19 protein-coding genes are annotated in these 23,067 nt (G+C 39.0%); 3 read left to right on the top strand and 16 right to left on the bottom strand.

Features of this window, described 5'->3' with window-relative positions; genetic code table 11:
- From galE to wecB, 14 genes are all read right to left on the bottom strand, one after another.
- A complete protein-coding gene (gene galE / locus VXQ92_RS07580; protein ID WP_416680994.1) occupies positions 1-1,020 on the bottom strand; it encodes a UDP-glucose 4-epimerase GalE in 1,020 nt (339 codons plus the stop codon).
- A gap of 1 nt (position 1,021) precedes the next feature.
- Positions 1,022-2,680, bottom strand: a complete 1,659-nt coding sequence (gene pgi / locus VXQ92_RS07585; protein ID WP_144723873.1) for a glucose-6-phosphate isomerase — start codon at positions 2,678-2,680, stop codon at positions 1,022-1,024.
- A complete protein-coding gene (locus tag VXQ92_RS07590; RefSeq protein ID WP_416680996.1) occupies positions 2,680-3,936 on the bottom strand; it encodes a nucleotide sugar dehydrogenase in 1,257 nt (418 codons plus the stop codon). Before VXQ92_RS07590 ends, pgi begins: the two co-directional genes overlap by 1 nt.
- A 12-nt stretch (positions 3,937-3,948) precedes the next feature.
- Positions 3,949-4,824 carry a UTP--glucose-1-phosphate uridylyltransferase GalU gene (gene galU, locus VXQ92_RS07595; RefSeq protein ID WP_416680997.1) on the bottom strand — a complete coding sequence of 292 codons (876 nt, stop codon included), beginning with the start codon at positions 4,822-4,824 and terminating at the stop codon, positions 3,949-3,951.
- A gap of 12 nt (positions 4,825-4,836) precedes the next feature.
- Positions 4,837-6,711 (bottom strand): polysaccharide biosynthesis protein, encoded by a 1,875-nt coding sequence (locus VXQ92_RS07600; RefSeq protein WP_416680998.1) that lies wholly within the window; start codon positions 6,709-6,711, stop codon positions 4,837-4,839.
- Between the two features lie 118 nt (positions 6,712-6,829).
- A complete protein-coding gene (locus VXQ92_RS07605) occupies positions 6,830-8,005 on the bottom strand; it encodes a DegT/DnrJ/EryC1/StrS family aminotransferase (RefSeq protein WP_416680999.1) in 1,176 nt (391 codons plus the stop codon).
- Between the two features lie 31 nt (positions 8,006-8,036).
- Positions 8,037-8,690: an acetyltransferase gene (locus VXQ92_RS07610; RefSeq protein ID WP_416681042.1), complete on the bottom strand. Its 654-nt coding sequence runs from the start codon at positions 8,688-8,690 to the stop codon at positions 8,037-8,039.
- The gene (locus tag VXQ92_RS07615; protein WP_416681000.1) at positions 8,690-9,298 is read right to left on the bottom strand and encodes a sugar transferase; all 609 of its coding nucleotides are present in this window, start codon (positions 9,296-9,298) and stop codon (positions 8,690-8,692) included. The genes VXQ92_RS07610 and VXQ92_RS07615 overlap by 1 nt, the downstream gene beginning before the upstream one ends.
- Complete coding sequence (locus VXQ92_RS07620) at positions 9,291-10,547, bottom strand: glycosyltransferase family 4 protein (RefSeq protein WP_416681001.1); 1,257 nt, start codon at positions 10,545-10,547, stop codon at positions 9,291-9,293. The genes VXQ92_RS07615 and VXQ92_RS07620 overlap by 8 nt, the downstream gene beginning before the upstream one ends.
- Positions 10,548-10,555: 8 nt before the next feature.
- On the bottom strand, positions 10,556-11,728 hold the full coding sequence (locus tag VXQ92_RS07625; RefSeq protein WP_416681002.1) for a nucleotide sugar dehydrogenase: 1,173 nt from the start codon (positions 11,726-11,728) through the stop codon (positions 10,556-10,558).
- Positions 11,729-11,749: 21 nt separating this feature from the next.
- Positions 11,750-12,751, bottom strand: a complete 1,002-nt coding sequence (locus VXQ92_RS07630; RefSeq protein ID WP_416681003.1) for an EpsG family protein — start codon at positions 12,749-12,751, stop codon at positions 11,750-11,752.
- Positions 12,751-13,491: a lipid II flippase family protein gene (locus VXQ92_RS07635; protein ID WP_416681004.1), complete on the bottom strand. Its 741-nt coding sequence runs from the start codon at positions 13,489-13,491 to the stop codon at positions 12,751-12,753. The genes VXQ92_RS07630 and VXQ92_RS07635 overlap by 1 nt, the downstream gene beginning before the upstream one ends.
- Positions 13,481-14,542, bottom strand: a complete 1,062-nt coding sequence (locus tag VXQ92_RS07640) for a glycosyltransferase family 4 protein (protein WP_416681006.1) — start codon at positions 14,540-14,542, stop codon at positions 13,481-13,483. Before VXQ92_RS07640 ends, VXQ92_RS07635 begins: the two co-directional genes overlap by 11 nt.
- Positions 14,542-15,675 carry a non-hydrolyzing UDP-N-acetylglucosamine 2-epimerase gene (gene wecB / locus VXQ92_RS07645; RefSeq protein ID WP_416681007.1) on the bottom strand — a complete coding sequence of 378 codons (1,134 nt, stop codon included), beginning with the start codon at positions 15,673-15,675 and terminating at the stop codon, positions 14,542-14,544. Before wecB ends, VXQ92_RS07640 begins: the two co-directional genes overlap by 1 nt.
- Positions 15,676-16,106: 431 nt before the next feature.
- Here wecB and VXQ92_RS07650 point away from each other — a divergent pair, with 431 nt between their 5' ends.
- Genes VXQ92_RS07650 through VXQ92_RS07660 form a run of 3 tightly spaced genes read left to right on the top strand, consistent with a single transcriptional unit; the run spans position 16,107 to position 19,841 of the window.
- The gene (locus VXQ92_RS07650) at positions 16,107-17,210 is read left to right on the top strand and encodes a polysaccharide biosynthesis/export family protein (RefSeq protein WP_416681008.1); all 1,104 of its coding nucleotides are present in this window, start codon (positions 16,107-16,109) and stop codon (positions 17,208-17,210) included.
- Entirely contained in the window at positions 17,210-17,638 is a 429-nt protein-coding gene (locus VXQ92_RS07655) for a low molecular weight protein-tyrosine-phosphatase (protein ID WP_416681009.1), read from the top strand. The genes VXQ92_RS07650 and VXQ92_RS07655 overlap by 1 nt, the downstream gene beginning before the upstream one ends.
- 16 nt (positions 17,639-17,654) lie before the next feature.
- Complete coding sequence (locus tag VXQ92_RS07660; RefSeq protein ID WP_416681010.1) at positions 17,655-19,841, top strand: polysaccharide biosynthesis tyrosine autokinase; 2,187 nt, start codon at positions 17,655-17,657, stop codon at positions 19,839-19,841.
- A 432-nt stretch (positions 19,842-20,273) separates the two neighbouring features.
- Here the strand turns inward: VXQ92_RS07660 and VXQ92_RS07665 are convergent, their stop codons facing one another.
- Entirely contained in the window at positions 20,274-20,903 is a 630-nt protein-coding gene (locus VXQ92_RS07665; protein ID WP_416681043.1) for a sugar transferase, read from the bottom strand.
- Between the two features lie 1,176 nt (positions 20,904-22,079).
- Positions 22,080-23,033 carry a GNAT family N-acetyltransferase gene (locus VXQ92_RS07670; RefSeq protein WP_416681011.1) on the bottom strand — a complete coding sequence of 318 codons (954 nt, stop codon included), beginning with the start codon at positions 23,031-23,033 and terminating at the stop codon, positions 22,080-22,082.
- Positions 23,034-23,067: the final 34 nt, after the last annotated feature.

A 23,067-nucleotide genomic window follows, 5' to 3' on the forward strand; every position in this document is an offset into this window, starting at 1 on the left:
CTATGATCCATATCCTTTGGGATTCTGCTTCTGCCATTTCCAGCTGTCAGCGAGCATATCCTCCAAGCCATATTCGGGTGTCCAGCCCAACTCTTTTACTGCACGCGCATTGTCTGCATAGAAACTTGCCAGATCACCGGCACGTCGTTCAGCAAACTCAAATGGAATCTGGATCTGATTCACTTTCTCAAAAGTATCTTTCAGGGTTAATACCGATATCGGTTGGCCCGTACCAATATTCCAGGCCCGGCAGCCTTGATGATTTAAACGATTCTGAATGGCTAAAACATGTGCTTTCGCCAAATCCACCACATGAATAAAGTCACGTTCACAGGTACCATCAGCCGTGTCGTAATCATTCCCGAAAATACACAGCTTTTCACGCAGACCTACCGCCACTTGCGTCACAAAAGGCATCAGGTTATTGGGAATACCCAATGGATCTTCACCAATCTGGCCGCTTTTATGCGCACCGACCGGATTAAAATAACGCAACAAAGCAATGGACCAACGTTCATCTGCAATCGCTGCTTTTTCTAACATCTGCTCAACAACCAACTTGGTGTAACCATAATTATTATTCGGCATATTTAAGGGCATGTCTTCCTGATAGGGAGACGGATTATTTTCCCCATATACCGTGGCTGAAGAGCTGAAAACCAGTTTAAATACCTGTGCGCGCTGCATCGCCTGAACCAGACTGATGGTACCGGCAATATTGTTGTCAAAATAGTCCAAAGGAATCTGCTGACTCTCACCAACGGCTTTCAGTCCGGCAAAATGAATCACTGCATCAATCGAATTTTGCTGAAAGACCTGATCGAGTAACTGGCTATTCCGAATATCACCTTCCACAAAGGTCAGACTTTTCTGGGTTAGCTTTTCTACACGGTTTAAGGATTCAGCTGAGCTATTACACAGATTATCCAGTACAACGACCTCATGTCCGGCATTCAGCAATTCCACACAGGTATGTGAACCAATATAGCCTGCCCCGCCTGTGACCAGAATTTTTGCCATTTTACTTTCCTAATAGAACCTTAATGAGGCCTTGGGTAGACCCATCCAGACCACTCAAGTCAGCCTGCTCACCATTCAGGATGGGCAGTAACTGGTTGGCAATTTCCTTGCCCTTTTCCACGCCCCACTGGTCAAACGGATTGATATTCCACAGCACCGACTGGACAAATACCTTATGTTCATAGAGTGCAATTAGCATGCCTAAACTGTAGGGATTGAGCTCCTGCAATAACAGGGTACTGCTCGGTTGATTACCTTCATACTGTTTATAGGCTGGCAAGCTCGCCAATTCAGACTGATCCAGGGCTTCATTACCAAAAGCCAGTAAGCGCGATTGCGCCAGACAGTTGGATAAGGCCAAATGATGTTGTTCTACCAATGCTTCGGCACTGTCTACATAGGTATATTGCTGGCTGTTATAACGCTCTACCGGCGCAATAAAATCACAGCTGACTGACTGAGTGCCCTGATGCAATAACTGATAGAAGGCATGCTGGGCATTCGGCCCCACCTCACCCCAGATGATCGGACAGGTATCGAACTGGACTTTCTCCCCATTGCGCTGGATTGACTTACCGTTGGATTCCATTTCCAGCTGTTGCAGATAGGAGGCAAAATATTTCAGTCGGCCATCATAAGGTAGAATTGCATGGGTCTGGATATCCAGAAAATTGGTATTCCAGGCTCCTAATAATCCCATCAATACCGGAATATTGCGCTCAAAAGGCTGGTACTGGAAATGCTGGTCAACGGCATAGGCACCCGCCAGCAGCTGCTTGAAGCCTTCAATCCCGATACTCAAGGCAATTGGCAGTCCGATACAGGACCAGAGTGAATAACGCCCGCCGACCCAGTCCCAAAGCAATAACTGGTTTTCCGGTGCGATACCCCACGCGGTCATTTTTTCCGGTTTGGTCGATACCCCAATAAAATGATGCTTAAGAATATAAGGATGCTGACCTAAAGCCTTTTCCAGCCATAAACGGACTGTTTGTGCATTGGTCAGAGTATCAATAGTGCCAAAGGATTTAGAAGAAATAATAAACAGTGTCGTTTCCGGACGCAGCTGATGTAACAGCTCGGACAGCTGACTGCCATCCATGGTCGAAACAAAATGTACGTTGAGTGGCTGGGCAGACTGGTATTTAAAATCAGATAAAGCGTGCGTGACCATCAAGGGACCCAGATCCGATCCGCCAACACCAATATTGACCACATCCTGAATCACTTCCCCGGTAGCACCGCGGCGCTGTCCGGCATGAATCTGTTCCACCAGGGCATACATCCGTTCCAGCTGGGCATGTACATCCGCTGCCAGATCAGCATGCTGTTGATCCTGTTTGGGTAGGCGCAGTGCCCAGTGCATGGCAGCACGCTGCTCGGTATAGTTGATTTTTTGATTGGAAAATAGGGAGCCAATCCAGGATCTGAGATTCTGTGCATCGGCCCATTCGATCAGGCCCTGCAGCACATTTTTATTGATTCTGTGTTTGCTATAGTCAAACAGCAGTTGTTCAAACTGGATAGAATATCGATTAAAGCGCTCCGGGTCAGCAGCAAACAGCTCCCGCAGATGCTCAGACTGAAGCTGTTCTTTATTCGAGGCGAGTTTCTGACACACAGTTTCAGTGTCGAGATTTGGATTAAAATGGCTCAACATTAACGTCCTACCCCAATATAATTAAAACCACGTGTCTTGACATACGTCGGATCATACAGATTACGCCCATCCAGAATCAGGGGATGCTGCATCAGCTTGATCAAATATGGATAATCCGGACTGCCATACTGTTTCCATGCCGTAATCAGACACAAGGCATGCGCCCCTTCCACAGCCTGATACTGGTCTGTACACAGGATCAGGTCTTCCCGTGGCCCATAGACCTTTTCAATATTTGCGATTGCCTGAGGATCATGTAGCTTGACCGTCACGCCTTGCGCCCACAAAGCGGTCAACATGGCATGTACCGGAGACTGCTGGATACTTGGGGTATTTTCCTTAAAGGCTGCACCCCAGATCGCAATGACTTTACCCTTCAAGTCTCCACGGAAATAGTTCCAGAGTTTACGGAACAATAATTCTTTTTGCTGTTCGTTAATGTCCCAGACCTGTTCCAGCAGCTGGTTTTTTACCCCTGAATCTGCCACGGCGTGAGTAAGCGTCCGGATATCATGGGAGAAATTCTCTCCACCAAAACCAACGCCGGGGAACAGATAGGCAGAACCAATCCGGTTATCTGCAGCCATGCCTTGCCGTACCTGTTCAATATCAATGCCAAGCTTTTCTGCCACACTGGCCAGATCATTCATATAACTGATCCGGGTGGCCAGCATGCCGGAAATACTCAGCTTGGTAAATTCGGCATCCAGAACCGGCATAAATAGATACTGCTGTGCGCGTGGAAAAAGAGGCCGTAAGAGTTCTTTGATTTTAGGCTGGATATCTGCATGATCACAGCCCACAATCAGCTGGGTGGCCTGAGTAAAGCTACGCAGTGCATTCCCTTCCTGAATAATATCTGGCAGATAAATCCAGTCATCATTCGGCAGCAACTGCTGAAAGCGCTGGGTGCCATGCAAGCCAAAGGTCGAAGCATTAATCATTAGTTTGGGATGGGCAAAACAGGCATGCCGGATGGTGTCCAGCATCTGAAATGCCTGCTGTTCTTCAGTCGCATTAAAACTAAAGAAAAAAACATCCTGATTAAAATCTAGATGCTGAAAATCGCAACAGTTTAAAAAGCCAGATTTTTCCTGTTTTTGCAGTAATTGTTGTAGAGATTCATCCTGGAAATAGGGCCGGGCCGACTCATCTGCATTGAAGCTGTTACACCAGACCACCTGGTGACCACACTCAGATAAAAGAGCTGACATGACTCCGGAAAATAAGGTTTTTCCCAATACTGCGACTTTCATAATATTCCTTTCTTATAAAGCAAGTTCCTGAATCAATGCTTTAAACTCGCTACCGAGTTTAGGATGATCGATGCCATAATGTAAAACAGCCTTTAGATAACCCAACTTGCTGCCACAGTCGAAGGTCTGACCTTTCATGCGATAGGCTTCTACGGCTTCGGTTTGCTGCAGCATGGCAATCGCATCAGTGAGCTGGATTTCATTACCTGCCCCGCGTGGGGTCTGTTCCAAAAGCTGCATGATTTTGGCCGGCAGAATATAACGTCCGACCACAGACAGATTTGAAGGTGCAGTACCGACGGCCGGTTTCTCGACGATTCCTTGCATGACGATACTTTCCCCTTCCTCAGGTGATGCTGCAACATCAACAATGCCATACTGGTCGACCAGATGTTCAGGTACCGCTTCCACCATGATTTGTGACGCTTTAGATTCTTCATAACGCTGAATCATACGTGCCAGGTCATTTTCCGGATCCTGATCTTTCACCAGTACATCCGGTAATAACACCGCAAAATCATCATCGCCAATCACTGCTTTGGCACACAATACTGCATGGCCCAGACCCAGAGGCTGTGGCTGGCGTACACTAATCACACTCACGCCTGCAGGCAGAATCTCAGTAATTTCTTTCAGCAGGTCAGTTTTGTTTTTTTGCTCAAGAGTAGTTTCAAGCTCAAAGTTACGGTCAAAATAGTTTTCAATCGAAGCCTTGGAAGAGTGGGTCACCAGAATAATCTGCTCAATTCCAGCAGCAACTGCTTCACGGACCACATATTCAATCGCAGGGCGATCCACGACAGTCACCATCTCTTTCGGAATGGATTTGCTGGCAGGTAAGAAACGCGTACCTAGACCCGCCACAGGGAGAATTGCTTTTTTGATCATATCTATAAAAACCTAGTTCACTTTAATTTCGTTACCGCGTACATAACCGTCGACATAATGTTCCAGTTGTGCCAGTGCCCATTCAACATCGGCCTGAGTCGCGGTAAGTTCATGTATACGGTTAAATACTGCCAGAATTTCTGCCAATGGATAATGTTTTTCGACAGAACGCAGAATACGCGTATGCGCGGTAATTTCCGTATTTTCTTCATCAATCAACAGCTCTTCATACAGCTTCTCGCCCGGACGTAATCCGCTATATTGAATTTCAATATCACCATCTGGAGTTTGTTCTTCACGAACCTTGAGTCCGCTCAGCGCAACCATTTGTCGTGCCAGATCCTGAATCCGTACCGGTTCGCCCATATCCAGCAGGAATACGTCTCCACCGGTACCCAAAGCACCGGCCTGAATCACCAGTTGCGAAGCTTCCGGAATGGTCATAAAGAACCGGGTCACTTCCGGATGAGTCACGGTAATCGGTCCACCCTTGGCAATCTGCTGTTTAAACAGCGGCACCACCGAACCCGAAGAACCGAGTACATTACCAAAACGCACAATACTGATCTGGGTCTGGTTCTGGGCTTCTGCCATGGCCTGACAATACAGCTCTGCCATACGCTTGGTCGCTCCCATCACATTGGTGGGACGTACCGCCTTATCAGTTGAAATTAACACAAAGGTTTCGACGCCTTTTTTTACTGCTGCATTCACACTAAAGGCGGTTCCGACGGCATTGTTTTTCAGCCCTGCTAAAGGATTACACTCCACTAGCGGGACATGTTTATAGGCGGCAGCATGGTAAACAGTCTGTACACCATATTGTTCAATTACCCGTTCCAGCTTGGATTCATCCAGTACAGAGCCCAGAATCGGAATAATTTCACAGCTAGCGCTAAGGCGTAACTCTTTTTCAATACTATACAGCGCGAATTCAGTCAGTTCATAAATAACCAGTTTGGCCGGCTGGTTTTTAATGATCTGGCGGCAGAGTTCTGAACCAATCGAACCACCCGCACCGGTGACCATCACCACTTTATCTTTAATGTTTCTGGCCAGCAGCTCCGGCACTGGCGGCACCGGATCACGCCCCAGCAAATCGATAATATCCACTTCTTGAATATCAGAAATTCGGATTTCACCATCCACCAGTTTGGTCAGCCCCGGAATCTCGGTAATTTTTAAATGTGCCGGTTCTAAAAACTTGATGATTTCACTTTTACGGACCCGCCCTACTGAAGGCAAGGCAATCAGGATTTCATCAATTTTTTGCTTGCGCATGAGTTTTAAGGCAGTCTGGGCATCATAGACTTTAAGTCGACCCAGCTGCTGTCCGGTCAAGGAGCGTTTGTCATCAATAAACATGACGGGTAAATGCTCATTGGAGCGATACAGTGCAGCAGCGACCTGTTGGCCTGCATTACCCGCGCCATAAATCGCAATGCGTTTTTTCTGTACGTCGGCCTGCAAATAGGAACGTATAATAAAACGGATGATGCCCCGGCTAAACCAGATCCAGGCAAACATCATAAAGCCAAACATGAGTGGAATAGAGGTCGGAATAAAGGCCGGGGTAAAATAGGCCAGGGCATAAAGACCAGCGACAGTCAATGCTGTCGCCAGTCCCATCTTGATCATAAACACTTCATTATACGTACGGACAATAAAGCGATAGACCCCACACACGAATAGGGACACGACTGCAATTACACTGACCCAAACTGCACCAAAAGCCAGATCCGGTACCACTTCTGCACCTAAATCAAAACGGCGAATGGCATAACACAGCCAGATCAAGACAGGAAAAGCACAAAAATCTAGAATAATTAAAAATGCAAGTTTGGCGGCTCGTGGTGATTCTACGAAAGGCGTAATGATCGATTTCACTGGATGCGTTGTCTCAATTCTAATAAATTTTTAATAAGTCACAATGCGATGAGTAACTTAAAAACATATTCTATATAAGTTAAATGCACCGAACACGGTGCACTTATATTCTTAAAGTTTAAGCAACTATTCTATTAATAACTTGTTGAATTGCGGTGACTGTTTTGTTAATACTTTCATCGCTTAAAGTAGGATGAACCAAAAACATCAGACTGGTTTTACCCAATTGCTGCGCATTTTTCAAACGCTGTGCTGGACGCCATGGCGTGCCATCAAATGCATGTTCCAGATAGACCTCTGAACAGGAGCCACTGAAACAAGGCACATTCTGCGCACTGATTTCCTGCATAATCCGGTCACGTGACCACCCTTCAGGCAAAGCATCGATATTGACCTGCACATAACATTTATAGGCAGCGTGCATATAATCACCTGATGGACGATGGACGCTAAAATATGGACTGTCTGCAAATGCCGCATAAATCTTTTCCATATTGGCAAGGCGTTTTGCCGTCCATTCCGGCATTTTTTTCAGCTGAATACGGCCGATCACACCCTGCATTTCCATCATGCGCCAGTTGGTGCCAAAGGAGTCATGCAGCCAGCGGAAACCCGGTGGATGCTGCTTGTTGTAGATGCTGTCAAAGTTTTTGCCATGATCTTTATAGGACCACATCTTTTTCCACAGGGTTTCGTCATTGGTGGTGACCATGCCGCCTTCACCGCCTGTCGTCATAATCTTGTCCTGACAGAAGGACCAGGCCGCAACATGACCGATTGAACCGGCAGATTTACCTTTATATTTCGCGCCATGCGCCTGTGCACAGTCTTCGATTACATACAGGCCTTTATCGGTAGCCAGCTGCATGATCGGGTCCATGTCGCACATCCAGCCTGCCAGATGCACACAGATGATGGCCTTGGTATTGGGTGTGATCACCGCTTCAATGGTACGGCGGGAAATATTTTGGGAATCCAGTTCAACATCGGCAAAGACTGGATTGGCACCAGCGGTGACAATGGAACTGGCAGATGCAAGGAAAGTACGTGAAGTCACAATTACGTCATCGCCTGCACCAATGCCTAATGCTTTAAGCGCGACATCCAGCGCGACCGTTCCATTGGCCAAAGCCACTGCATATTGGGTTTCTGCGAACTGGGCAAATTCTTTTTCGAACTCGCGGCATTCCTGTCCGGTCCAGTAGTTGACTTTATTCGACAACAAAACCTGGGAAACCGCATCCGCTTCTTCCTGAGTAAAACTTGGCCATGGTTCAAATGCAGTGTTTAACATGATGTGTCCTGAATTTTTAAAATTTAAAAACTTATTTTTTCTCTAAGATCCGTGCCGGATTGCCGACTACGGTCACACCCGGTGGAACGCTCTTGGTGACCACAGCCCCCATACCAACCACAGCCCCCTTACCAATCACTAAAGGCTTGTCAGGTGTACCCTGTTTAATCACAGCACCTGTACCAATATAGGCATGATCTTCGATATGGATATTGCCATTGCATTTCACCCCGGGAGCAAAGGTGACGTAATCGCCAATCACACAGTCATGAGCAACATAGCTATAAATATTGGCATGAAAGAATTTTCCAATTTTAATATTGGATGTCAGACAAGTGAAAGGACAAAGTAAGCTTCCTTCACCCATATGCACTTCATCTAGAATAACGGTATTACTGGCCTGAACATCTAAATGCTGAATCTGGTCTTCAGTTAAACGCTGGACCAGTTTTTCACGAACTTGGCTGTTTGCTATAGCAATCGTTACAGCCTTATGTGTATTCGGTTTAGCAAGAAAATCCTGATAACTTAAAACAGCATAGTCATTTAAACTATTGCCGGCTTGGCCATCATCGATAAAAACAAAGCTATCTTTGGCTAAGGTTGGAAATTGCTGGCGAACCAATGGCATAACTTCTTTACCAAAACCACTTGCACCATAAATACCAATATATAAAGCTGTCATCATGTTTCATCCTTGTTTTGTGAGCCAGTAAAGCGTGTCATAGTGGCTTCGCCTTCGGCACTGATATCATCTTTTGCTAAAACTTTATGTACCGTTTTAAACATGATTTTAAAGTCGAGCCAAATCGACTGATTTTCCACATACCAGGTATCCAGCTTGAATTTTTCTTCCCAGCCAATTGCATTGCGGCCATTCACTTGTGCATGACCTGTCATACCCGGACGAACATCATGACGTTTGGCCTGTTCAGGGCTGTAAAGCGGCAGGTATTCCATCAACAGTGGGCGTGGGCCGACAATACTCATATCGCCTTTAATCACGTTCCACAGTTCCGGCATTTCATCCAGACTGGTAGAACGCAGCATTTGTCCAAAAGGCGTTAAGCGTTCACTGTCTGGAAGTGGATTGCCCTGTTCATCCACAGCATCTTTCATAGTTCGGAACTTGATCATTTCAAAAGGCTTGCCATGTAAACCGGGACGTACTTGACGAAATAGTACAGGCGAGCCCAGATTTTTTCGTACTTTGTAAGCGACAAAGGCATAAAGTGGTGAAAGCAGGATCAGGGCAATGGAGGCAATGATAATATCAAGTAAGCGTTTAATCATAATATTTCTGAGTAATTGAATCTGGTGTGATATTACTTGTGTTAACAGTATTCATTAAAACCTGGTTTAATTGCTCTGCAAGCACATCTCGATGAAATTGAGTATTTGCCAGTCTTTTAGCATTAGCTGCAGAAATTTCATAAGATTCTGAGTCAGCTATAAAACTAGCAACCTTTTGAGCAGCAGATTCGATATCTAGATTCCACGTCACTAAACCACAGTTATTTTTTTCAATTAAATCAACCATCCACCCACCATAATTGATCATAATTGGTTTTCCAGCAGCAAGTGCATCAAAGAATTTATTTGCTGAGTTTGCCCGCATTTCAGGTTTATCAATGAATAAAGCTGTACATAAGGTTGCAGCATTCAATATAACTGGAATATCTTTTTTAGGTACTTGTTTCATCATAAACAGGTTATTGTTTAGTACACCTTGCTCTTGAGCAAATGAAGTTACTTGGTCAAATTCAATACCATCACCCACCAATAAGATGCGAATTTCAGGATTAATATCCTTTAACTTCGCAGCCAACTCTACAAGGTAGCCAACGCCATTAATATGACCAAAAGTGCCCGTATATACAATGAGCGGACGATTTTGCAACCAAGTCAAAGATTCTCTAAATTGCGTAATCTTTTCATTTTCGATATTAAATAATTCCAAATCAGAGCTATTTGGAATTACAGCCACTTGCTGTTTAGGGTAGCCAGTTTTGACAATACCCTCTTTCATACCAGGAGAAAGAGCAACGATCGCTTTTGAATTGTTATATGACCAACGCTCTAAACCATGCGCTAACTTTTGTGCAAGGGGGTTATTAAGAGCCCCCATAGCGATAGGAAGTTCTGGCCATAAATCTCTGACTTCAAATACCATGGGTACTTTTAACTTTTTAGCCGTAGAGACCGCAGGTAAAGCAATAGTTAAAGGCGTACTTGTTGCAAAAACCACATCAGCATCTTTAAAAGTTTTTCCCTTTTTAGCCGCATGAAAAGCAAATCTAAAAAATGCTTTAATGCGATCTATATAAGACATTTTATTATTATAATAGTTTGGAAACCAATGGACATGAATTCCTGCTTCATTCGTCACATACCAATCGGTTTGATCCGTTTCTTTAACCCAAGAAGTAATCATATGGATTTCATGGCCAGCAGCAACTAAGCGACGAGCCATTTCATACGAACGAGTGCCACCTGACATTTCTGGTGTGTTAAAATATTGATGGAAATAAAGAATTTTCATGATTTCTCTCAGTTGATATTAAAAAGATCACGAGTATAAACTTTATCTACAATATCAAGCAGATCATCATCCATACGATTACATAAAACTAAATCAGATGATTTTTTAAAAGCTATAAGATTATGTTCAACAGGACATTCATTAAATATATCTAAGCTTAAAGTCGGTTCATAAATAACCACTTTAACACCGTTTTTTTGCAATGAGGAAATAATACTATGAATCGCAGAATATCTAAAATTGTCTGATCCATGTTTCATTATAAGTCTATATATACCTACTGTCTTAGGCTTTCCAGATAAAATCTGATCAACTATGAATTTTTTCCTAGTATTATTTGAATTAACTACAGCTGTAATAATATCATTAGGAATATCTTTATAATTGGCTAATAACTGCTTTGTATCTTTAGGCAAACAATAACCTCCATATCCAAAAGAAGGATTATTATAATAATTACCAATACGTGGATCTAAGCTAATACCTTCAATAATTTGTTTAGTATCAAGATTTTTCAATTCTGCATATGTATCCAATTCATTAAAAAAAGATACTCTCAATGCTAAATAGGTATTTGCAAAGAGTTTAATCGCTTCAGCTTCATTTGAATTTGTTAAAAGAATTTCTACATCTTTTTTTAGGGCACCTTCTACTAATAAATTAGCAAATTCACGAGCTCTCTCTGATTTTTCACCTACAATAATTCTCGATGGATACAAATTATCATATAAAGCTTTCCCCTCTCTTAAAAACTCAGGAGAGAAAATCAAATTCTCTGTATCAAATTTTTCTCTCGCCTTATCAACAAAACCTACTGGAATAGTTGATTTAATCACTATTAGTGCTGTGTTATTAACAGTAAGAATATTTTCAATCACAGACTCTACAGATGATGTATTAAAATAATTCTTTTCTTCGTCATAATCTGTAGGTGTAGCAATAACAATTATATCTGACTGTTGATAAGCAGTTTTCCAATCTGCAGTAGCTGTAAGATTTAAATTATGGTCTTTCAAGTAAGAATTAATTTCAACATCTTGAATGGGAGATTTTTTTTGATTGATAAGATCTATACGATGCTTATCCGTATCTATTGCAATAACATTATTTCTTTGAGAGAGTAAAATTGCATTAGATAATCCTACATACCCAAGCCCAACCACACAAATACTTTTATTCATAAACTTTGCTCAACTACTCAACTATAATAACAAAAAGCTTCTTAAAGAACTTGATATAAAAAAAGGAAACAGAACAAAAAATACCAAAATTAACTTTAAAAATATTCTTTCATACTTTAAAAAAGTAGAATCAATAGACATATATATATAATATAAATAGAAAATTAAACCTATCATTGCTATTCTTTTTACTTGGGCCTCGCCCATAAGGACACTAGAAACAAGCGATAGAATCAATACATAAATACAAACAATATATTTGTTAATATTTTTTTGACTAATCCTAAATTTATCTAACAACAGTATAATCAAAAATAAAACAAACAAAATAAATAAAAATATATTAGAACCAAAAACTCCTGCAGAATCAGTTTGAGATTTAGTATCTGAGAATAAAATTGTTAAAGCCATAACAACTAAAGATGAAAAAATAAAATATAGAGTATTAACCTTATTCTTCTTCGAACCTAAAAATATTAATGGAAAAAATAAAATAGCAACATTATGAAGAAATAGCGAAAGTAAAAAAACAAAAGATCTTTTAATATATCCGGTTTCTATCAACAAGCATGAAAAACAAAAAATTAAAATTGTAGCTAAAAACTGCCTATAAACATTTAAAAAACCTAAAATTGAACAAAAAAACAATAAAAACAGAAAGCCAAATAACAAACTCACATTTTTTTTATATAAAATGTAAGCTAAAAAAGATAAAAACAACATATCAATAATTATAAAAGTAAAGGCTTCACTACTTGTTAAAACAAATATTGATCTCGAAAAAAACCAATATAAAAACTCTTTAACATAGTAAAAATTATCAATCATAATTGATATTGGAATATATAAAGAATCACGATAAACTAGAAAATCTACTCCATAATCACTAAATCTCGAAACTATAGAAAAAATAAAAAAATAAAAAAATAAAAAAATAAATCCAACTTTTGACTTATTATCAAAAATACACAAGAATAAACTTACAATACAGCCAAAAATATATACACTTAATATACTTATCATTATAAAATCTCAAACAACAAAATTATAAGCACTATTAATCCAGATATAAAGAATACACCAAATATCCTTCCCAAAATTAATGAAAAAAGCATATCTATACTAGATTTTGTATCTATATTATTATCAATAGTTCTAGATATTTTAGGCTCAATAAAAAAAGTAAGTAATACAGTTGCTAAAGCATTTGTTACACCTGAAAGTTGACTAATCATAGTTCTATAGTCTGGAAAAAATAATGCAATATAGAAAACCATAAAAACGGAAAGACTATATATACTAAATACTATTGCAGAACTTAAAAATATATCTTTATAATACTTAACTTTAATCTTTTCATTTATATTTTTATCTTTAAAAAAATATATTGGGACAAATAATATTTCTTTAAAGACACCACTCCCATTTGAAATATTATTAATTACTTTAGAAAAAACGTAAATGATACTTTCTTTAAGCATATAAGCTACTGAGGCTAAAAGTGCACCACCCAGTAACGACGATAAAACCATAATTAAATAGTGATGCTTATTAATTCCTTGATCTATCAAAAAACCTAACAAAGGCATTAATGCAAGGGTAAAAAACCGTGTTAGCATAAAAATTGCATTTTGAAGACTATATGCCAAAGATCTTTTATTTTCCTTAACCCCTGAAATTCGAGCAATAAAGGACATCACCTCGATTAACTGAATACAGCTAAAACAAACTATAACTCCTAATATTAAAAACTTATAATCCATGGAAAAATTTTAACTCTTCATCAACTAATCTATAGGAATTAAATTTTGTCTTATTTGCAATTTTACCCCTATTAATAAACTCGATATTCTGAGAAAAATCATTTAAATCAAAGAATGTAACATTTTCAAATTCTTTTAACATTTCTATGCATACTGTAAAATTTGTTGTAATTACAGGGATACCAAACGTTGCCATTTCGCACATCATTACACCCTGTGAATCAAACCTAGTTGGCATAACCGCACAACTATAATTATTCAATAGTTCTGCAATATCTTTTTGCAGAATAAATTTATGAAATACCGTTACATTTTCGGGACATTCATTATGTTCAAAATATTCTCCCTTACCATATATATGAAATGTTTTTTTTGGATTTTCTTTAGCTATATCCAGCACTAAATCCAATGCATACTTGGAATCATCAAATGGTCTTATCGTCACACAATCGGCCAATAAATTACCATTTTTGGGATTATAATTTTGGTTAATAAATACACTATTTGCTGCATTGGGTATAATTGTTGTCCTTACGAAATCCTCTGGATAAAAACCCATATTTTGTACAAACTTTTCCCTCATCCAATCACTAACAAATATCATCCCCAATTTGTTATTTTTTGAAAACCTCCCCTTAAGCCACCTCGTTAAAATTTTTAATTTGAAAATTTGATAACAATTCTGAATTTGTGATTTAATAAAACTTTGTTTTACCCAACTATAAGGCTTAGGATAATCTAAATTTCCTCTAAGAACTTCATGCCCATGAAATACAAAAACAATTTTTTTAGAGTGTAATTTTCTTAGTGCTCTGTAATGATTTTTTAAATTTGGGGCATGTGAAATAATTAAATCATAATTTTCAAAATTAATATTTTCTTCAGGCAATACATTAATACCTTCATAATTATATTGCTCATTTGTACTAAAATTTAGTACATCCACCTGACATTTATTTTCAACATATATTATATTTCTAGAATGTACATAGGACATTGCATAAGGGTTTTCATTACTAGGGTAATTCTGTACGAGTACTAATAATTTCATTATTCATTCTCTTTCAAAAAAATAGCTATTTTCTGACTAGTAGTTCCATCACCATACGGATTATGCGCCGCTGCCATGGTTTGGTATAAATCTGGATTTTCTAACAGTTCGATGACCGACTGTTGAATGAGTGTTGCATCTGTTCCCACAAGTTTTACTGTACCTGCATCCACTGCTTCTGGACGCTCTGTAGTATCTCGCATCACCAATACAGGCTTGCCCAAAGAAGGTGCTTCTTCCTGAATCCCACCAGAGTCGGTTAAAATCAAATAACTGCGGTTCATTAAGTATACAAAAGGCAAATAATCCTGAGGTGCGATCAGATGGATATTAGAAATATCCGAGAGCAATTCATTCACAGGTTTTTGTACATTCGGGTTTAAATGGACAGGGTATACGATCTGAACTTCAGGATGCTGCTTGGCAATGTTAGCCAAAGCTGAACAGATATTTAAAAAGCCTTGACCAAAGTTCTCACGACGATGTCCTGTGACTAAAATCAGTTTTTTAGTAGGATCCAAGAAATCAAATTTCTGTTCAAATTGAGAAATAATCTCTTGATCATTTTCAACTTTTTCTTTTACAGTTAATAACGCGTCAATAACCGTGTTACCTGTAATGGTAATATTTTCAGGGTTAATATTTTCTTTAATTAAATTATTATAGGAAGATTGTGTTGGTGCAAAATGATAAGTGGTTAATGCACCAGTTAACTTACGATTGGCTTCTTCCGGCCATGGCGAGTAAATATCACCTGTACGTAATCCTGCTTCTACATGACCTACTGGAATTTTATGATAATAGGCAGCTAAAGAAGCGGCAAAAGTCGTTGCAGTATCGCCATGTACCAGTACTACATCAGGCATCCATTCTTTTTTAAAAACCTGCTCTAAACCTTTTAATACGCCTGAAGTAATATCAGATAAGGTTTGGCCAGGTTTCATCAGATTCAAATCAAAATCTGGGCTAAGATTAAAAAGTTCAAGTACCTGATCGAGCATTTGTCTATGTTGACCTGTTACACAGACTCTAGTTTCAAAACAATCCTCTTGCTGTTTTAATTTCAAAGCCAATGGTGCCATCTTGATTGCTTCTGGTCTTGTACCAAATACCAGCAATACTTTCTTTTTCACTATTACTCGCCTTTGTGCATGAAAATGCTATAACTAATTAAGAGTATGTTTGAGTACAAAATTTCACTGTAAAATGATTTCTAAATAGTCAAAAAAACTCTTATATATCCTCATCTCAATCTTTATATTGATAACTTAAAATGCTGAAATATCACATTAATGATGATAGGCATCCTTCTTTCGGCAGGCATACTAGCAGAAAAACATGAAAATTCTGTTGTGATTTAACACCAAAAAACAAAAAAAATAAGAAAATATTTAACTAAGCTTATGCAGGAATGCTCTAGAAAAAGATTTGGATGGGCAGGCAGGCCTTATTCTCTTTGTTCACTGTTCAATTAAAATCAGATACATTTTGTTATAATAAAATCAAAGTTCTCAGGTAGAATATCGCAGATTTAACGAATTAAATATTAAAAACGGGATTTCATGTGCGACAAATTCAACTGGCTTTTTTACTGACTTGCGGTCTCACTTTGACCGGCTGTGCAGTGACCTCTGGTCTGCAAACTTATGACCTACCAGCAGAAGGTGTTTATCAAACCGAACTCGGCACTTCAGTCAATGTGATCAAACTCACTCAAGACTCTATGCTGGCCGTTCAGCCTGCTGTACAAAATATTCAACAAGACTACGCCCATTTGTTTAGCACCCCACATCGTAGCTACAGTCTGAGTCCGGGCGATATCTTGTCCATCTATTTATGGGCCTATCCGGAAATGACCCCGCCAAGCAGCACCATTAGCAGTGACCAGTCTGCCCAGGCTAACGGTTATCAGATTGACTCACAGGGTTATATCCAGTTTCCAATTATTGGCCGCTACAAGGCTGCGGGCAAATCCCTGACCCAAGTCAACCGCGAGTTGCGCAGTCAGTTGGCCCGTTATTTAAAAACTCCGGATGTCATTGTACGGGTTCTGTCCTATCAGGGTCAGCGCTACTCCGTTCAGGGCAATGTCATCAAAGGCGGTCAGTTTTATTTAAGCGATCAGCCGGTAAGTGTCTATACGGCATTGGGCATGGCCGGTGGTGTCAATGCACAGCAGGGCAATAATGCTTCCATTACCTTGGTTCGTCAGGGACAGACCTATACCCTGAATACCGTAGAACTGGAAAAAGCAGGTTTTTCACTGCATAACTTGCTGATCCAGCCAAATGACACTTTATATGTGAACAATCGCGAAAATCAAAAAATCTATGTCATGGGTGAATCTGGCAAAAACCAGTCCTTGCCACTGCGCGATCAGGGGATGAGTTTAAGTGATGTATTAGGTGAAAGTTTGGGCCTAAATCCACTCTCTGCCAGCCGCAGCAAGATTTATATCGTGCGCAGTCAGCCAAATGCTGTGCACACTGAAGTTTATCAGATGGACCTGAGCAGTATTGCCGACTTCGGTCTGGCCAACCAGTTCAAGATGCGCAGCAATGACATTGTCTATGTCGATGCTTCAGGTCTGGCACGCTGGCAACGTGTCGTAAACCAGGTGATTCCATTCTCGAATGCACTTTATAACCTGGATCGCTTGGGGCAATAATGCAGATTAAACATATTTTACTGGTCTGTATTGGCAATATCTGCCGTAGTCCTATGGCCGAATACTTTTTAAAACAACAGTATCCGCATTTAAAGATTGAATCTGCGGGTATTGCGGGCATGGTAGGACATGCAGCAGATGAAAAAGCCAGTCTGTGCATGCAAAGTTTGGGCATTGATATGAGCCCGCATGTCGCTCGAAAGCTGAATGCCGAGATGATTAAACAGGCTGATCTGGTTCTGGTGATGAGTCAAAACCAACAAAAACATATTGAACAGACCTGGCCTTTTGCCAAAGGTAAAACCTTCCGTTTGGGGCACTGGCAAGCCAAGAATATCGCTGACCCTTATCAGCATGACCAAGCTGTATTTGATGATACCTGCCAGTTAATACAGAGCTGTATTGCTGACTGGAAAAAATATATTTAAATTTGAAATCAAGATTATGAGCCAAAATAGCAATACTGAAGATACGATAGACTTAAAAGAATTATTTTTTTCACTCATTGCCCAGTGGAAGCTGATTGCGCTGTGTGTCATCTTAAGCGTGATCTGCGCATTGCTGTATTTAAGAGTCACCCCGGACACCTATTCAGTCGATGCACTGGTACAGGTCGAAGAGAATAAAGGGGCTTCTGCTGCCTTATTGGGTGATCTATCCAACATGATAGAGCAAAAGCAGCCGGCTCAGGCAGAAATAGAACTCCTGAAATCGCGTCTGGTGCTGGGTTCGGCCATTAAAGCCTTAAACCTCGATCTACGCATCGCTGGCACTGAAAACAGCTTTACCGACCGTTTACTATCACCGCATGACTATCAGACCGAATACAGCAAAACATCTGTTTTGTTTAAGGACAATGGTAAATCCTTTGATATCCGTCAGTTTGAAGTACCGGCTTATTTTCATGACAAAAATTTACGTCTAGACTTTCAGCCGGGTAAATACACTTTAACTGATCCGGCCACAGAACAGGTGGTATTCTCTGCGCCATTAAACCAGCGCAGTCAATTACAGTCCGAACATGGTGAGTGGAAAGTTGCCATTTATAGCCAGGACCAGTTTAAGGCACCTTATCTTGTTCAAAAGCAATCCCTCCCCGCTGCAGTCAAATCAATTCTCGCCAATTACTCGGTTGCAGAAAAAGGCAAAATGACTGGTGTATTAGGTCTGAATTATCAGGGCACGGATAAACAGCATATTACTGAGGTTCTCAATGCCATCCTGGCTGCCTATAGCCAGCAAAATATTGAACGTCGTTCTGCAGAAACGGCCCAAACACTTAAGTTTCTGGATGAACAGTTACCTGAATTGCGCCAGCAACTGGATGTAGCTGAGCGAGAATTCAATACTTTCCGTCAGCAATTCAATACGGTCGATGTCACCAAAGAGTCAGAACTGTATCTGACCCAAAGTATTAGCCTGGAAACCCAGAAAGCACAGCTCGAACAGCAAGTCGCTGAAGCTTCTGCCAAATACACCAATGAACATCCGGTGATGCAGCAGATGAATGCACAACTGGCTGCCATCAACAAAAGAATTAACCAGCTGGAAGGTACTTTAAAGCAGTTACCCGATCTGCAACGCCGATACTTGCAACTCTTCCGTGAAGTTGAAGTGAAACAGCAGCTCTATACTGCCCTGTTAAACTCTTATCAACAGCTACGAATTGCCAAAGCCGGTGAAATTGGTAATGTACGTGTAGTCGATACTGCTGTTGAACCATTAGAACCAATCAAACCGAAAAAACTGCAAATCCTGATTTTATCCATCTTCTTGGGCGGTTTCCTGGGAACCTTGCTGGCACTGCTACGCAACATGCTACGTTCGGGCATTAAAGATTCCAGCCAAATTGAAAATGAACTAGATTTGCCGGTATATGCGACGGTTCCTCGCTCGCCTGCACAAAATGGCTATATCAAGCTGGCCAAGAAGAAAAAATATATTCCTATCCTGGCGGTTAAAAACAGTGATGATATTGCGATTGAGAGTTTGCGTAGTATGCGTACTGCCATTCACTTTGCCTTAAGCAATGCACGGAACAATATTGTGATGATTTCTGGGCCTGCACCAGAAGTGGGTAAATCTTTTATCTCGACCAACCTGGCTGCAATTTTGGCACAAAGCCAGAAACGTGTGCTTTTGATTGATGCAGACTTACGTCGCGGTTATATTCATAAATACTTTAATCAAAATCATCAGCCTGGTTTAGCCGAGTATTTAAATAAACAGGCTACTTTAAATGAAGTGATCAAAGCCACAGATATTCCAGGATTAGATCTATTGACTCGGGGTAAAAGCCCGGTGAATCCGTCCGAGTTACTCAGTACTCCATTATTTGGGGAAATGCTGACTCAGTTATCCAGTCAATATGATCATATCCTGATTGATACCTCACCTATTCTTGCAGTGACTGACGGGATTATCATCTCGCAATATGCAGGTGTAAATTTATTGATTGCACGTTATGCACAAACTCAGATGAAAGAGCTGGAATTAACAGTCAATCGCTTTGAACAGGCTGGAGTTAAGGTGAATGGTGTGATCTTGAACGATATCCAGCGCTCCAGTGCAGGTTATGGCTATGGTTATAATTATGCTTATTCCTATAAGGCTTCAAAAAATGAAGACTAGGTCTTTGACCTAGATATCCTGCTTCAAACAGATTCAGAATCATTCAATTTAAATCTGTTTGAAGCTTTTTATATTTATCTGAATAATAAATATTATTATAACCAAACCGATATTCAGTAATTAGAACGCTACTGAACAAGACAGCTTAAGCAAATCAAGCTGAATAGATTGTCTAACGCTGCACTGTAAATCTAAATTACTGACTCAATATGCAGACATTTCCAAAATAAAATATCAGTCATGACCTTTTTTAAAGATTTTTATTGTTTGTCCAACGGACACCAATTAAAAGTTTCCAAGCTGGATAAAACAAGCTCTTTTTAAAAAATACAGGATTAAAAATAGATATTGAAATTCAATCTCTCTAGCAATCAATCACTTCTGACTAGAAAATAGCTTCCTAAACCAGCAATAAAAGAAGTAATTTCTTAATCATATTATCTCTTTGGTATATAAAGGAGTTTCAGTTATATTTTTCCCTGAAAATCGTGCAGCACCGACTTCCTGATCAGGAGCATTAATTCCCTCCTGACTCAACATCACTTTAGCTGTTTTAAACATGATTTTAAAATCAAGCCACACGTTACACTGTTCAACATATTTTACATCGAATGCAAATTTTTCTTCCCAAGACAAATTATTGCGGCCACTTACCTGGGCAAGTCCTGTCATACCTGGCTTTACTTCATGACGTCTCATTTGTTCATCAGTATAATATTCAAGAAACTCTTTCATTTGAGGCCGGGGTCCGACAATACTCATATCTCCTTTTAGCACATTAATGAGCTGCGGCATTTCATCTAAACTGCTAGAACGTAACCTTTGTCCAAATGGAGTAATACGGAATTTATCTGGTAAAGGATTACCCTCTTTATCTACAGCATTCCGCATAGACCGAAATTTAATCATTTTAAATAATTGACCATTTTTACCCGGTCTTTCCTGATAAAAGAAAACAGGCGACCCTAAATTTTTCCGCACCTTATAAGCTATTATAATAAAAACAGGAAATAATATGAGCAAAGCCAGGCAGGCAATCACTATATCAATCAATCTTTTCAAGATATCCTGCTTATATTTAAGCATATCAGCAACAGAATAAACATATAGCTGAGGCATTAAAGAATTTTTTAAAATTAAATTATTTTTATGCATAAAATTCCTGAATGGCTTTTTATCCACTTTATTAAGTTGATCTTTATTTAAAGAAAACTGTATTATTTTATTTTTATAATGCCCCTCATTCATCGAATGTTCTTTTAAAAAAATATTATTTTTTTCATTAAATAAAGGCTTATATATTAAAATAGTACTTTCTTCATTTCTTTTAATATTATTTTTTTCTTTTTCTATTATCATTAATAAACACCTCGATATGTCTATTTTTCAGAATCATAGCAAGGATATTTAATTTTAAAAATAAATTATGTTTTAACTAGATAACAAGCAATCAAATGAAATCAAAATAACCTGATATTAATATTTTTTTTATTATTACTTTAAATCCAAGTAGTATTAGTGAAATTTTATTTGATAATTAAATTAAATTTTTATAGAATTTGCAATTAAATTAGCCACTTATAAAATTATACCCAGCTAGTGCAATCTTCCATATATTTATAACAGAGAAAGAAAATTATTGTTAATTAACAAAAATATCAATTACAAAATACAACACAGCTCACACTAAAAAAAATGTGACAAAATGTGTTCTAATTTTCCATTTTGTGACAAAATACACAGATTTACTTATAAGCGGATCAAATCCTTAACTTCTGGAAGCTCATTCAAAAAACATAAAATAGACACAAGCTTTTGAAATTATTATAAATAAATGAATTATATATTTTTAAAGTTGGAGCTATTGATAAACAGGTCATTTTCAGCATGGACGGACATATTAAACTTAATTTTTTATCCCGCCGGCACAGCATTTAGCCTGTGTATAACTTACCCTCAAATAAAATACTGTCGTTACAGTAATATTGATACATTATCTGTATCGCTTTATTGTCGTTAAAATACTGGATATCCTTGTACCATTCAGGCAAGGACAGATGGCCTGTGACCAGGTTGTATACAATGAAAGTAAATATTACATTAAGATAGTAGCCCATGATTACACAGATTAAATTTGCAATCTAATCTCTGCCCTATTTGTCATTCACTCTTGGTTCGTCGAAGCAAGTGGTGGTACAAGTAAATAGGACATAGGCTGGCTTAGCCAAGCGCCGAGTTTTATAAATCTATACTATAATAATCATGCACAATTGCACGTGCACCAAATCGTTCTTTTTGATTGATTAAGCCCTTATTCAAAAATTTTCCTTCATTCTCGTTAGAAGTACCAAAATCAAATATTTTAGCAAATTTTTTACTATTATTTATCAAGAAATCAATCAGATAGTCTAGAACCTTTTCTTCCCGACCTTTATCATTACTGGCCAAATACTGGGTATGTACCACTCTATCAGTTTCAAAAGTGACTGCTGCTGCCACAATATGACCATCAATACAGCACTTATAAGCTTTTATATTATTAGGGAATCTACTTTTTAATAAATCTATTTCAATTTCATTATGTACAGGTTGCTGATTATGATGCTGAAGTAACACCTCACGCAGAACCCCCCAAACTATACTGGGCTGATCTACTTCTTCACAACTAACCCCGTTTTTTTTAAGTTTCTCAATTGATCTTCTTTTGCTTGCTGAATATGAATATTCTTCCTCTAAATAAATAGAAGTACTAATATCTCTACGATAAAGATGTGCATGATTTATGAATAAAGCATATAAGTCTTCTTGTGCCGGATAATTATGATAAATTACCGGGATACATTTATATATAATTTTTTTAATATTTCTTTCTTTTAAAAAAATCTTTAATTGATTGAATAATTCAATCATATCAATGGCATGCAAGCCTCTATTAATTAAAAACCCACCAAAAGTTAGACCTTGATGGCTATAAAAAATATTATCTTTAATATTGCCAGGCAACAATGCCATGATTTTACCTCTATCATTTTTAAATATTAAAGAGAAATCTTCAAAACGATCAGAATGATATTCCATAAAATCCCGATTAAATATAAAATGATAATTTTTACATGTTAATAAAAATTCATTCCACCCACACTTATCAGAATCTTCATATTTTTTTATTTGAAAGCTTATATCTTCGATCACTATAATCTCCTATATCATATAAATCTTTATTATT

The organism is Acinetobacter sp. 228, from assembly GCF_048147885.1.

Excerpts from the sequence above, each read along its gene's own strand:
- galE (WP_416680994.1), bottom strand. The coding sequence starts at position 1,020 with ATGGCAAAAATTCTGGTCACAGGCGGGGCAGGCTATATTGGTTCACAT.
- pgi (WP_144723873.1), bottom strand. The coding sequence starts at position 2,680 with ATGTTGAGCCATTTTAATCCAAATCTCGACACTGAAACTGTGTGTCAG.
- VXQ92_RS07590 (WP_416680996.1), bottom strand. The coding sequence starts at position 3,936 with ATGAAAGTCGCAGTATTGGGAAAAACCTTATTTTCCGGAGTCATGTCA.
- galU (WP_416680997.1), bottom strand. The coding sequence starts at position 4,824 with ATGATCAAAAAAGCAATTCTCCCTGTGGCGGGTCTAGGTACGCGTTTC.
- VXQ92_RS07605 (WP_416680999.1), bottom strand. The coding sequence starts at position 8,005 with ATGTTAAACACTGCATTTGAACCATGGCCAAGTTTTACTCAGGAAGAA.
- VXQ92_RS07610 (WP_416681042.1), bottom strand. The coding sequence starts at position 8,690 with ATGACAGCTTTATATATTGGTATTTATGGTGCAAGTGGTTTTGGTAAA.
- VXQ92_RS07615 (WP_416681000.1), bottom strand. The coding sequence starts at position 9,298 with ATGATTAAACGCTTACTTGATATTATCATTGCCTCCATTGCCCTGATC.
- VXQ92_RS07620 (WP_416681001.1), bottom strand. The coding sequence starts at position 10,547 with ATGAAAATTCTTTATTTCCATCAATATTTTAACACACCAGAAATGTCA.
- VXQ92_RS07625 (WP_416681002.1), bottom strand. The coding sequence starts at position 11,728 with ATGAATAAAAGTATTTGTGTGGTTGGGCTTGGGTATGTAGGATTATCT.
- VXQ92_RS07630 (WP_416681003.1), bottom strand. The coding sequence starts at position 12,751 with ATGATAAGTATATTAAGTGTATATATTTTTGGCTGTATTGTAAGTTTA.
- VXQ92_RS07635 (WP_416681004.1), bottom strand. The coding sequence starts at position 13,491 with ATGGATTATAAGTTTTTAATATTAGGAGTTATAGTTTGTTTTAGCTGT.
- VXQ92_RS07640 (WP_416681006.1), bottom strand. The coding sequence starts at position 14,542 with ATGAAATTATTAGTACTCGTACAGAATTACCCTAGTAATGAAAACCCT.
- VXQ92_RS07655 (WP_416681009.1), top strand. The coding sequence starts at position 17,210 with ATGCAGATTAAACATATTTTACTGGTCTGTATTGGCAATATCTGCCGT.
- VXQ92_RS07660 (WP_416681010.1), top strand. The coding sequence starts at position 17,655 with ATGAGCCAAAATAGCAATACTGAAGATACGATAGACTTAAAAGAATTA.